Genomic DNA, 14,620 nt, shown 5'->3' on the forward strand with positions numbered 1-14,620 from the left:
ACCGACAACCAAATCCAACGACCGTCGCATCGCAACCGCAACCAACGATTCCGGACCCACACCATCCGCAATCAACCGCCGCGCAAGGCGATTCACACGGTCACTGAAGTCTCCATACGTCAGAGACATGCCCTCGAACGTGATCGCAACTGCGTCGGGATCCGAAGGCGCCGACAACAACTCTGGCAACGTCAGTCGACCGACCGGGTGCTCCGTTGCGTTCCATTCCGTGACAACGCGATTACGCTCCGACGCGTCGAGCAGGTTCGCGTCACCGACTGGTGTCTGCGCGTCTGCGACCAGCGCACGCAACAGCATCACGTACTGCCGAGCGAATCGCTCCACAGTCTGCTCGTCGAACAGGTCTGCGGCATAGGTGAATCCGGCGGCCAGCCCGGCACCATCGAGCGGTGAAATGGTGAGCTCGAGATCGAATCGAGCGATCGCACCGTCGAGTCGAACCGTGTCGAAGGAGAGTCCGGCGACGTCCAGAAGTGCTTGCGCCAGATTCTGGAACACCAGCGACACCTGGAACAGCGGGTGATGTGCAGGCGAGCGCACCGGGTCGAGCACCTCGACCAGTCGCTCGAACGGAACATCGCTGTTACCGAATGCGGCGATGTCGCGTTCGCGCACGGTCGCGAGAAGATCGGAAAATGTCGCGGCGCCATCGATTTCGGTGCGCAACACCACGGTGTTGACGAACATGCCGATCAACGTGTCGAGCGCTGCGTCACCACGCCCGGCCACCGGCGTTCCGATTGCGACGTCGTCGGTGTTTGCCAACCGTGCGGTCAGCACAGCCAATGCTGTGTGCAGCACCATGAAAAGGGTTGCATCATGTTCCTGAGCAACAGCTTCCAGGGCGCCGCGCAGATCGGCATCGACGGTGAACTCGACAAGGCCACCCGCGCTGGTCGCAGTCGGTGGGCGCGGACGGTCGATCGGCAGCTCGACCCGCTCCGGAAGACCACAAAGGGTGTCCGACCAGTAGTCCAGCTGTTGTGCCGCAATCGAATCGGGGTCGGTTTCAGCACCCAACCACTCACGTTGCCACAGCGTGTAATCGGCGTACTGGACCGACAGCGGCGTCCAGTCGGGTGCGTACCCGCGGAGTCGAGCGCTGTAGGCCGTCACGAGGTCGGTGGCCAACGGCGCGATCGACGCGCCGTCGGCGGCGATATGATGTACCACGAGCGCCAGCACGTGTTCGGTCGGGCTGATGCGCAACAGCGCAGCCCGCAGCGGAACGTCCGTGGCGACGTCGAAGCCGCGTCGCGCGAATTCGGTTATCCAGTCGGTCGATTCGCCAGGATCGACGTTCACCCGTTGCAGTTGCGTCGTCACGCTCCCACGTTCTGCGATCGACTGGTGTCCAATCCCGTCGACATCGGGGTAGGTGGTGCGCAGCGTCTCGTGGCGATCGACGACGTCTGCGAGTGCTGCGGCGAGCGCATCGGCGTTCAGCGTGCCTGACAATCGTAGCGCGAACGGAATGTTGCTCGCTGCGGAGGAAGTGTCGAACCGGTTCAGGAACCACATCCGCCGCTGCGCCGACGACAACGGGATCAGCTCGGGCCGAACCATCGGCTCCAGCGGTGCACGGGCGCCCTCGCCCTTCTGCGGTTCCACGGCGGCGGCAAGCTCGCGCACCGTCGGTGCCTGGAACAGGGTGCGAACGCTGATGGACGCGTCCAGCGCATTCCCCAGTCGAGCTGCCACCTGAGTCGCTGTCAACGAATTGCCACCGAGCGTGAAGAAGTCGTCATCACGGCCCGCCTGGTCGACACCCAGCACATCTGCATATACCGCGGCGACCACTTCTTCGACAGCCGTTGCCGGAGGACGGAACCTGCGCTGCTCGATCACCGGATCCGGCAACGCCTTTCGATCCAGCTTGCCCGCAGAATTCAGCGGCAATCGCTCGAGCACCACGACTGCAGCGGGCACCATGTACGTCGGCAGCGTCGACGAGAGGTCCGTGCGGACCCGCGCGGTATCGACCTCGCCATCGAAATCGCCATCGACAACGACATACGCGACCAACTGATCGCCGACACGATCGTCCGATCGCACCACAACGACAGATCGCCGGATTGCCGGGAGCCGGTCGAGCGCAGCCTCGATCTCGCCCAGCTCGATGCGCTGACCGCGGAGCTTCACCTGGAAATCGCTGCGGCCCAGATAGTCGAGCTCGCCGGAAGTCCGTCGGGTGACCACATCGCCGGTTCGGTACAGCCGATCCCCCGCGTCGCCGAACGGGTTGGCAACGAATCGATCGGCTGTCAGTGCACCTCGCGACTCGTAGCCGTAGGCGAGTTGTCGACCGGCCAGGTAGAGCTCACCTGCAACCCCGATCGGAACCGGCCGGAGCCGCGAATCAAGAACGTAGGCTTGGGTATTCCACACCGGGCTGCCGATGGACACAGCCGCGCCGAGTTCCTCCGCTACCCGCGTCGCGGTGCTGTGCACAGTCACCTCGGTGGGACCGTACAGATTGTGCACGGCTGCACCCGAGATCGACCGGAATGCTGCGACCACATCAGACGTCAACGCTTCACCGGCCACGGCAAGCGCTCGCAGGGACGAGACCGCGTGCTGCTCCGCCGATTCCGCGAAGACGGACAGCATCGACGGGACGAACGATGTGAGCGTGACCCCGTGCGCTGCGATGACCTCCGCGAGGTAGGCGGGATCTCGATGCCCGTCGGGCGTCACAACGACTATGGACGCACCGACCGACAGCGCGCCGAACAACTCCCACACCGAGACGTCGAAGGTCGCCGGCGTTTTCACCAACACGACGTCGTCGGCATTCATATCGAAACGAGCTGTGATCCAGCGGATTTGATTGACCACCGCGGCGTGCGAAACGACTACACCTTTGGGGCGACCGGTCGACCCCGACGTGAAGAGTACGTACGCGGTGTTGTCGGATCGCAGAGCGCCCAGTCGATCGACGTCGGTGAGCGCAGCGTCGTCGTACGAACTCACGTCGAGCGCCGACAGATCGACGACGTCGATGTCCGCGGGCACCTGCACGTCACCCACTCCGATCACGCACACGGGACGCGCCGTGGCAAGCACGTGGGCAATGCGATCGGCCGGGTGTTCCGGGTCGATGGGCACGTAGGCGCCACCCGCCGCCAGCACCGCATGAATTGCCACGACCAGCTCGGTCGACCGCGGAATTGCGACGGCCACCCGTGATTCCGGACCGACACCGCTGCCGATCAGGTAGCGGGCAAGCCGACGCACTCGAGAGGCGAACTCGCTGTAGGTGAGTACCTCGACGCCGTAACGCACGGCGGTCGAGTCCGGCGTGGCGGCGGCTTGCTCGTCGAACAGTTCGACCAGTGTCTGTGTGCCATCGACACTGTGCGCGGTTCGATTGTGCTCGACCAGCACGGTCTGCCGCTCCGCGGCATCGAGCAAATCGATTTCGCGGGTCAGCACGGTCGAATCGTCCGCAATTGTCGCCAGGATCGTACGCAGACCGCGCGCGAACAGTGCCGCGGTCCCCGGGTCCACGCTGTCCGGCTGGTACCGAATCCGCAGCTGCAGGCGCGAATCGAGCTGCGACTGCAGCATCAACGGATAGTGAGTTGCATCGACGCCGTCGATTCCGGTGACGCGAAGCCCGGCGCGGTCCACCTCGACGCCGATCCCGACGGGATCGACCGGATAGGACTCGAACACCGTCAGTGTGTCGAACAGCGCACCGGTGGTGTCACTTTCGCCGACGATGTCGGACAGGCCGAGGTAGTGGTGGTCCAGGACCTGTGATTTGTCGGCCTGCAACGCGGCGAGCGCCTGGGCCAACGTCGCGCTCGGGTCGACATGAGCCGCGACGGGCACAGTGTTGATGAACAACCCGACCATCGACTCGACACCGGCGAGCAGCGCCGGTCGACCGGATACCGTCTCGCCGAACACCACGTGATCACGACCGGTGACAGTGGCGAGCATTATCGCCCATGCCAGCTGCGTCGCCGTGCTCATCGTGATATCCAGCGCGCCAAGGCGTTCCGTCAGCCGACGAGTCGACTCTTCGTCCAGCTCGACCGACAGATCGACGGGGAACCGGCTGTCGCCGGTCGCCGCTCGCGCGATCAGCGTGGGTTCGGCGTCCTGCAGCACGGTCCGCCACGCTTGCCTGCTGAATGCGCTGTTCTGCGACTGCACCCACGACAGGTAGTCGACATACGGCCGGCTCGGTGGCAGGTCGACGTCCGAATTCGCTGTCGCATAGAGCGTCATCAATTCGCGTTGCACGAGTGGCATCGACCAACCGTCGAGCAGAATGTGGTGATTGTTCACGATCAGCACGGAAGCATCGGCCGGCATCTGCACGTAGGTGAAGCGAATCAGCGGCGGAGCAGCCATGTCGAACGGGGCACGCCGGTCCGCTGCGAGGACTCTGTCGAGTTCCGCACGCGCGTCGTCGGGCCGCAGATCGTGAAAATCCAGGGCGTTCCAGGGCACGTCGACATCGGTCGAGATCACTTGGTAGGGACTGCCGTCCGCCGCGTGCAGGAAGGCTGCACCCAGGTTCGGATGTCGGCGCACCAAGAGATCGGCGGACCGACGCAGCCGAGACTCGTCGACTTCTCCGGAGAAGTGGAGCGATGTCTGCGCGGTGTAGACATCCAAGTCGCCACCGCTGAGTTCGGCGTGGAAATACAGGCCGTACTGCAGCGGCGACAGCGGCCAGATGTCGGTGACCGTCGGATACCGGGTTGCAATGTGATCGACGTCGGTCTGCCGAATGCCCTGTGCGGCAACATCGGACGGCGTCAGGCCCGCATCGACGACGTCGACGGCGTAGCGACCGATCGAGTCGAGAGCGTCCGCCCACAGATCTGCAAGCTCCTGCACCGCGGAACGGTCCAGAATGCCGGGCGCGAAGAGGAACTCGGCGGCAAGTCGTTCGCCGTCCGCGGCGCCGCCGACGATCGCGTTGATCCCGATGACTGCCGACAGCGCAAGATCCTCGTCGTTCCCACCACCGAAGGCAATCGTCTCGGGCGCAGGTAGCCACGCACCCTCTCCTGCATCGACCGACCCGGCCCGCCCGAGGTAGTTGAAGCTGATCTGGGGATCAGCGAAGCCACCGAGATGGGAATCGGTGTCGAGGTAGCGCAGTAGTCCGTAGCCAATTCCCTTGTCGGGCAGCGCGAGCAGACTCTCCTTCGCGTGCTTGACGACATCGCCGATCGACGCGCCGAGCGCGAGAGCGTCGAGCCGCACGGGGAACATGGTGGTGAACCAACCCACCGTGTTGGACAGGTCGGCGCCAGGAGCTATCTGCTCCTCGCGGCCATGGCCTTCGACGAAAACGAAGGCGTCGCGCTGCGTGCACTCACGTCTTCGGCGCCACTGCGCAAGTGCCAGTGCGAGACCCGCGAGCAGACCGTCGTTCACCCCGCCACGAAACGCTGCGGGGACGGTGGTCGTCAGCCGCGAAGTGAGCTCCGTCGACAGCGTCAGCCGAACGCGATCCGCTGTCGATTCCAGGTCGACCGTGGGGTCGAGGACACGGGTGCCGAGCAGCGCGTCGGGGGCATCGACGATCTGTCGCCAGAGGTCCCGCTCGCCGATGCGATCGGTCGCAACGTTCCGGAGCTCGTGCGCCCAGCGGCGCATGGACGTGCCGACATCGGGCAGCGAGATCTGTTGTCCCGCAACCAACTGAGACCATCCGGTCACCAGTTCCGGAATGAGGATGCGCCACGAGACGCCGTCGACAGCGAGATGGTGGATCACCAGCAGTACCCGGCCGGCGTCGTTGCGGTCGGAGGTCAGGTGGACCAGCTGCACCAACTTGCCCGTCGCAGGTACCAGTCGCTCGGCGGCTCGGGCATGTTCGGACAGCACTGCCTGCTCGAATGCGGCTGTCCCTGGCGCGGCGTCCAGATGAACCTCGGCGAGCATGTCGGCGGCGTCGACAGAACCGACCTCGCCGACCTCCCAGTGCCATTCGTCGTCGTTGACCGCGTACAGCGCGGATCGCAGCATGTCGTGCCGGTCCATCAGTGCTTGGATCAGCAGGCGCACCGCATCGTGATCGGCATCGCTGGGCAACGTCAGCAGAACCGCCTGCGAGAAGCGATCGTGCGCCCCGGAGCGGCCGACCAACCAGCGGACGATCGGCGTCAGCCGCACCGCTCCGACGCCCGCGCCGGACATCTCTTCCAAGGTGGGAGCGGCGGTTTCGCGCACGGCCACCTGCGCGAGCCTCGCCACCGTCTTGCTTTCGAACACGTCCTTGGGCGTGAAGCGAACGCCGGCCGCGGAAGCACGGGAGACCAGCTGAATGGACAGAATGCTGTCGCCGCCCAAGCCGAAGAACGAATCGTGAATGCCGACGCGCTCGACCCCGAGGACGTCGGCAAATACCGCTGCGATGGCGCGCTCGTCCTCCGTGCGCGGAGCCGAGAACGTGGTCTCACGCTCGATCGGTAGCGCCACCAGCGCTTTTCGGTCGAGCTTGCCGACCGGCGTGAGCGGCACCGCGTCCAGCACGGTGATGCTGGTCGGCACCATGTGAGCCGGCAGGCGCTCCGCCAGGAACGTGGTAACCGCGGCGAGATCGACCGTCCGCCCCTGCGCCGCGACGACGAATCCCGCAAGCGCGGACCGATCTGCGGTGACGACGGCGAAGTCGATCGCCTCGTGCTCGGCGAGCACAGCCTCGATCTCACCGAGTTCGATGCGCAGGCCACGCACCTTCACCTGGAAGTCGCTGCGCCCCCGGTAATCGAGTGTTGCGTCAGCCGTCCAGCGGACGAGGTCGCCGGTGCGATAAAGACGTTCGCCCGCAACGCCGTAGGGATCGGCAACGAAGCGCTCGGCGGTCAAACCCCTTCGCGCGTGATAGCCCCGCGCGAGCTGAATACCCGCGAGAAACAGCTCGCCGACAACGCCGACCGGCACTGGATGCAAGCGCTCGTCGAGCACGACCGCGCGCATCCCGCGGATCGGGCCGCCCATCGTCACCGGCTCGTCGGCGACCAGCGGATCGCTGATGGCGGCCATGATCGTGGTCTCCGTCGGTCCGTAGCCGTTGAACAGCAGGCGTCCGGGCGCCCAGCGCGCGACCACATCTGCGGAGACGGCCTCACCGCCCGCGACAAGCACTTCCAGGGTTCCGATCATGTGCGCCGGGTCCATCGAGGCCAGCACACTCGGCGTGATGAAGGCATGCGTCACGCGACCTCGAACGATCACCTGCTCCAGCGCGTCGCCGGCAAATACCTCGGCAGGCGATATCACCAGCGTGGCAGCGGCATCGACGACCATGAGCAGTTCCAGCATCGAGGCGTCGAAGCTGGGTGACGAGACACCGAGTACACGCGACGATGCGCGAATTCCGTAGCGATGCCGTTGTTCAGCAGCGAAGTTGGCCATTCCGGCATGAGTGACGATGACGCCCTTGGGCGTACCTGTGGAGCCGGAGGTGTAGATCACATAGGCGGGATGTTCGGTACGCAATGTCCGAACGCGCATCGCGTCTGTGATGGCTTCGGTCGTTTCCTCGAGGTCGTCGATACCGAGCCACTCGACGTTGTCCGGCAACGTCTCTCGAACGGCAGCGACCGACAGTCCGAGCACGGCACCGGAGTCCGTGATCATGTGGGTGATTCGATCCGCCGGATAGCTCGGATCGACCGGTACGAATGCAGCACCGGCCTTCGTCACTGCCCACACCGCAACCACGGCTTCCACCGACCGCGGCACCGCGACGGCGATCAGATCTTCGGGTCCGACGCCGCGACGGATAAGGCTGTGCGCCAGCTGATTCGACCGGCTGTCCAGCTCGCGATAGGTCACCTCGGCGCTGCCGGAGATCAACGCGGTCGCTGCGCCGTTCTCGGCGGCCGAGGCCAGGAGGTCGGGCAGCACTCGCGGCGTCTGCGCGGGTGCACCGCGGCGGGGGACGAGACGGCGCCGCTCTGCGTCGTCTAGCAACTCGATGTCGCCGATGGGGACATCTGCGTCGGCGACGATCGCCTCGAGGATCAGCAGGAACCGATCGGCGAATCCGGACACCGTCGCACGATCGAACAAGTCTGTGGCATAGGTGAATTCGGCCGCGCCGTCTTCGCGGAGTGTGAGGAGCAGATCGAACTTGGCCGTATCGATCGCGAGATCCACACCGGACGCCGTCAGACCGGAAAGCTCGAGCGAGATCGGCGGCAGGTTCTCGAACGAGAGCACCGACTGGAAGATCGGGTGCCTGCCTTGCGATCGCTCTGGGTCGATGACCTCGACCAAGCGCTCGAACGGCACCTCTGCATGCGCGAAGGCCTGCAGATCGGTCTCGCGGGCGGCGGCGAGTACATCGGCAAAAGACGCGGACGGATCTTGCCGGGTGCGCAGCGCAAGGGTGTTGACGAACATGCCGATCAGATCGTCGAGATCGGCATCGCCGCGCCCCGCGACCGGCGTCCCGATCACCACATCGGCCGACCCCGTCAATCGCGAGATCAGCACCGCGAATGCGGCGTGCGCAACCATGAACAGCGTCGCATCGCGATCGCGGGCAACCGCGTCCAACCTCGAATACGTCTCTGCCGCAATGTCGAACGAGTAGGTCGCTCCCCGACCGGACGCGACAGCGGGGCGCTGCCTGTCGGCAGGCAGGTCAAGTTGATCGGGAATGTCCGCGAGGTTCTCCGACCAGAACTTCAGCTGTTGGGACAGTAGCGAGTCGGGATCGGCTTCCGATCCCAGCATCTCGCGCTGCCACAGAGCGTAGTCGGCGTACTGCACTGCCAACGGTGCCCACTCCGGTGCGCCGCCGGCTGCTCGTGCCGCATAGGCGAGCATCACGTCCCGGGTCAGTGGTCCCATCGACCAGCCGTCGGCGGCGATGTGATGGACAACCGACACCAGCACGAACTCCGCGGCACCCAACTGGAACAGCGTGATTCGCCATGGCACCTCGACGGCCACGTCGAAGCCGAGCGATATCGTCTCGGCCACCACGTCGGCAAGGTCGGACTCGGCGACCTGAATCGGCGTCAGCTCGGGAAGCTGCTGTCTCGCAGGCAGAACGATCTGCGACGCAACGCCATCGTGCTCCGGGTAACGCGTCCGTAGAGTCTCGTGCCGTGCGACCACGTCGCCAAGTGCCAGTCGCAGAGCGGCAAGGTCGAGAGCTCCCGACAACCGGATGGCGGCAGGGACGTTGTTCACAGCAGACTCGGTGTCGAACCGGTTCAGAAACCACATCCGTTGCTGCGCCATCGACAGCGGAATCCGATCGGGGCGTGGGCGAGCGGTGAGCGTGGGAAGAACGGTGGCGCCGGTGCGCATTTCGGAGCGCGCCGCCAGCGCCTCCACTGTCGGCGCATCGAACAATGCACGCACGGGAAGCCGAACGCCGAGTGCCGCGCCGATACGAGCGACGACACGCGTTGCCACCAGTGAGTTTCCACCGAGGGCGAAGAAGTCGTCGTCCAGCCCTACCTGCTCGATGCCGAGCACGTCGGCAAAGACCTCGGCCACAACTTCTTCCACCGAATTGGTCGGTGCACGAAAGACAGCGACGTCGAAAACCGGAAGTGGGAGTGCTTTGCGGTCGAGCTTGCCCACCGGTGTCAGCGGCACCTCGTCGAGCACCACGATTGCGGCCGGAACCATGTGCGACGCCAACGCTTCGGCCGCGAAATCCGTCAGTTGCTCCACATCGATCGCAGCGCCGGCGGCGGGGCGGACGTAGGACACCAGCATCGTCACACCGGCAGCGGATTCGCGGCCCATGGTGAGCACGAAGTCGACGTCGGGATGCGCCCCGATCACCGCATCGATCTCGCCGAGCTCGATCCGGAAGCCGCGGACCTTGACTTGGAAGTCACTGCGACCCGCGAACACCAACTCGCCGTGCGCATTCCACCGCACCACGTCACCGGTGCGGTACAGCCGCTCCCCCGGTTCGCCGTAGGGGTCGGCGACGAAGCTCGCTGCGGTCAGGTCCGGCCGGTCGCGGTAGCCCCGGGCCAGCGCGTCACCCGCCAGGTACAGCTCGCCCGCAACACCGGGCGGAACGGGTCGCATCCGGGTGTCGAGAACCAGGGCCGACGTGCCGCGCACCGGTGATCCGATCGTCACGGTATCGCCCGGAGCCAACCGCGCGAACGTCGAGATGATCGTCGTCTCGGTCGGGCCGTAGCCGTTGATGTAGCGCCGACCGGGGGCCCATTTCGCCACCAGCTCGGGCGTCGTGACGTCGCCGCCGGCCGAGATCAATTTCAGATCGGACATGCCGTCGGGCGCCATGGTGCTCAGCACGGCAGGCGTCATGACGGTGTGCGTGACCCGCTCGGACTTCATCAGATCCGCGAGATCGGGGCCACCGATGATCGACGCAGGCACGATCACCAGGGTCGCTCCGGCGTAGAAGGTGGCACACCATTCGAGAATCGACGGATCGAAACTCGGAGAACAGATATGGAGGAACCGCGCGGCCGCGGTGAGGTGGTAGAGATCGGTGGCGATGTCGACCAACGGACCGAGACCGGAATGGGTGAGCAGCACACCCTTGGGCATTCCCGTCGAGCCCGACGTGTAGATCATGTACGCGGCATGCCGTGGTCGCAGCGGGAGCAGCCGCTCCGAGTCCGGTACCGGCGAATTGTCCTGCACGGCAGCGGCGTCGATCGTGGCCGGGTCGTCGAGCAAGAGCCAGTCGGTGTCGGTGGGCAGTGCCTCGACGAACTCGCTCGTCGTGATACCGATGATCGCAGCGGAATCCGAGAGCATGTAGCGGATCCGAGCATCGGGCAACGTCGGATCGATCGGCACATACGCGCCACCGGTCTTCGCGACTGCCCAGACGGCGAGCACCATCTGATAGCTACGCGGAAATGCCAAAGCCACAAAGGTTTCCGGCCCGACACCGCGTTGGATCAACAGCCGAGCCAGTCGCGACGATGCCTCGTCCAATTCCCGATACGTAATCGATCGATCTTGGTATCGAACGGCCGTCTTGTCCGGATTGCGCAGCGCGCCTCGAGCGAAGCAATCGACGAGCAAGGTTCGCGTAGACGCTGCCGAACCGTGCACGTGAGTGAGAGTGCGATATTCGACCTCGTCCAACAGCGCGAGGTCACCTATTGGAGTACCTGCGCCTGTGACGATCGAGCGCAGCAGGCGAGTGAAGCGATCCGCAAAAGACTCGACGGTCGACTGATCGAAAAGATCACGGGCATAGGCGAGTTCAGCCGCAATACCGCCGACGTCAACGTTTTCCGTGAGCGTCAGCGCCAGGTCGAACTTGGCCGAGGTAACTTCGGCGTCGACACCGTCGACAGTCAGTTCGGGCAATGTCAGCGAGCTGGGCGCCAGGTTCGCGAACGACAGCGCGACCTGGAACAGCGGATGACGCGCTGTCGACCGCTCCGGATTGAGCGCATCGACAAGTCGCTCGAACGGGACGTCCGCGTGTCCGAACGCTTCCAGATTGGCGTCGCGCGTCTGCCGCACCACGTCGGCGAACAGCGCACCGCCGTCGATGTGACTACGCAGGACCAGGGTATTGACGAACATGCCGATCATGTCGTCCAACGCACGCTCGCCGCGTCCTGCGACCGGGGTGCCGATGGCAATGTCGTCGGTGCCCGACATGCGTGCAAGGAACACCGCCAGCGCGGAGTGCATGACCATGAACAGGGTCGCGCCTTGATCGCGTGCGAGGTCAGACAGGCTCCGATGCAGATCGGCTGCGATCTGGAATTCGACGTTGCCGCCCGCGAACGATTGCACGGCAGGCCGTGGCCGATCCGATGGCAGGTTCAGCTCGTCCGGCAAATCGGCCAGTGCGGTCTGCCAGTAGGTGATCTGCTGCGAGACAATGGATTCTGGATCGTCTTCCGAACCGAGAACGGCACGCTGCCACAGTGAGTAGTCGGCGTACTGGACCGGCAGGGGCGTCCAACTCGGCGCTGCGCCCGAGCACCGTGCCGAATATGCGGCCATCACATCGCGCGTCAGCGGTCCCATCGACCAGCCGTCGCCGCTGATGTGGTGAACGACGAAGACCAACACGAACTGTGCGTGAAGTCGGGTGCCAGGGCCCTGAATTTCACGCACGGGGCCGGAGGCCAACAGCTGCGCGCGCAACGGAACATCGGCGGTGACATCGAAGCCGGCCGACACGATGTCGTGCACACGGGTGGCGATCTCCGACTCGTCCACCTCGATCGGGGTCAGGTCCGGAATCACGTGCGCAGCAGGGACGATCACCTGGTACGCATCGCCGTCGTCGACCGGGAAGACCGTGCGCAGCGATTCGTGGCGCTCGATCACGTCGCCGACCGCGGCTTGTAACGCATCGACGTCGATCTCGCCGCTCAACCGCAGCACCACCGGCAGGTTGTTCACCGCCGACTCTATGTCGAACTGGTTGAGGAACCACATGCGCTGCTGGGCAAGCGACAGCGGGATTCGCTCCGGGCGGACCTGCGGGACCAGCGGCACCGTGCGAACGTGCGTGACGTCGGTTTCGACACGCGCGGCGAGCGCGCCGACCGTCGGAGCCTCGAACAACTCGCGAACCGTCACGCGACTGCCGAGCGCAACGCCCAACCGGGCGACCAACTGCGTTGCCATCAGCGAGTTTCCACCGAGCTCGAAGAAGTCGTCGTCCACTCCGGCCCTGTCGATGCCGAGCACGGCCGAGAACGACTCCGCCACGATCTCTTCGACCGGGTTTGTCGGAGCCGTGAACGTCCTTGCCTCGTACACCGGTTGGGGCAACGCATTTCGGTCGAGCTTGCCCGACGAGTTCAGCGGCAGCCGATCCAGCACGAGCACAGCGGCAGGCACCATGTAGGCGGGCAGGGTGCGGCCGGCATGTGCTGCCAGCTCCGCGGTGTCGATGGAACCGTTGCTCGGCACGACGTACGCGACCAGTTGTTGCTGTCCCGGCTTGTCCTCCCGCACGATCACCACCGAGCGCGCAACCGCGTCGTGCTCGGTCAGCGCGGCCTCGATCTCGCCGAGTTCGATCCGCAGGCCGCGCACCTTCACCTGAAAGTCCGTGCGCCCCAGATATTCCAGTTCACCGAGTGGTCCGGCCCCCGACTTGCCGCTCCACAGCACCAGGTCGCCGGTGCGATACATCCGCTCGCCCGGTTCACCGAACGGGTTGGCCACGAACCGATCCGACGTCAACTCGGGTCGGGTGACATAGCCGCGGGCCAACTGCACGCCGGACAGATACAGCTCGCCTGCCACACCGGGCGGAACCGGACGCAACCGGGAATCGAGCACGAAAGCTCGGGTGTTCGCAACCGGCAGGCCGATCGGCACCGATGCCGTGTCGTTCGGCACCGCCTCGTGGAAGGTCGCCGACACCGCGGCCTCCGTCGGCCCGTACAGGTTGTGCAGGCGAGCCGACGACAGCGAACGAAGTTGCTCGGCCGTCGATGCCGGAAGTGCCTCGCCGATCGCAAGGACACTGTCGAGCGATTCCGCTATCCGGATGCCCGGCTCGGACACGAATGCGGTGAGCATCGTCGGAACAAACGTTGCGACCGTGATGGATTCGGCCTCGATCGTCTGCGCCAGATAGTCGGCATCCGCGTGCCGGTCGGGCTCGGCGATGACCAGTCGGGCACCGATTTGGAAGGGCCAGAACAGTTCCCACACCGACACGTCGAAGGTGACCGGGGTTTTCTGCAGCATCGCATCGGCTGCGGTCAACCCGTATTCCTGCTGAATCCACAACAGCTGGTTCACGACGGCGCCATGGGTCAACGCGACACCCTTGGGTCGGCCGGTGGACCCCGACGTGAAGATCACGTACGCGCAGTTGGCAGGTGTCAGCCCGCGCAGTCGTTCCTGGTCGGTGATCGTCGCGTCGGAGTTGATACCGGCGTCCACCACATCGACGGCGACCGTGGCTGTACCGGCAGGCAGCTCGAAGCCGTCGCGCTCGGTTACCAGCACACAGACCGGCTGGGCGACGTCGAGGATGTAGGCGGTGCGGTCCATCGGGTGATCGGGATCGAGCGGCACGTACGCGCCGCCCGCCTTGATCACCGCATACAGGCCGACAAGCAGGTCGACCGACCTGCGCATGCCGACGCCGACGAGGGACTCCGCGCCGACACCGAGGCCGATCAAATGGCGTGCCAACCGGTTTGCGCGTGCGTCGAACTGCCGATAGGTCAGGGCGATGCCATCGCAGACGATCGCCACCGCGTCGGGTGTCCGCGCTACCTGTTCCTCGAAGAGCGATACCAGCGTCCGAACGTCCTCGGTGCCCGCCGCATCGCCCGCACGCGAGCGGACGTCGATCAAAATCCGCTGAATCCGGTCGGCCACCTCTGCGGGACTACCCTGCGCGATCGTCGGAGCCAACATCGTGACCGCCGACGAGATCGCGGCATCGCCGTCGAGCCCTTGCATCTGCAGGATCGGTCGCAACTGGACCACCCGACCGTGCAGTTGCGCGAACGTCGCCGAGACGTCGTCGACGGCGAACGCCAACAGCTCCGGCGACACGTCAGCCGCATGCTCCAGCAGATCAGTGAGGCTGGGCGCGGCACCTGTCATCGACTCAGGCACACGACACCGATGTCACTGACGACCAACTCCGTTCGACGATATG

The 14,620-nt window shown here is 65.2% G+C and carries 1 protein-coding gene; it reads right to left on the minus strand.

The window, feature by feature from the left end:
* The coding region (locus FOY51_RS26175; RefSeq protein WP_149433206.1) for a non-ribosomal peptide synthetase at nucleotides 1-14,565 on the minus strand (14,565 nt) is incomplete at its 3' end.
* Between the last annotated feature and the right edge of the window lie 55 nt (nucleotides 14,566-14,620).

This window comes from Antrihabitans cavernicola (genome assembly GCF_008297975.1).
GTDB lineage: Bacteria > Actinomycetota > Actinomycetes > Mycobacteriales > Mycobacteriaceae > Antrihabitans > Antrihabitans cavernicola.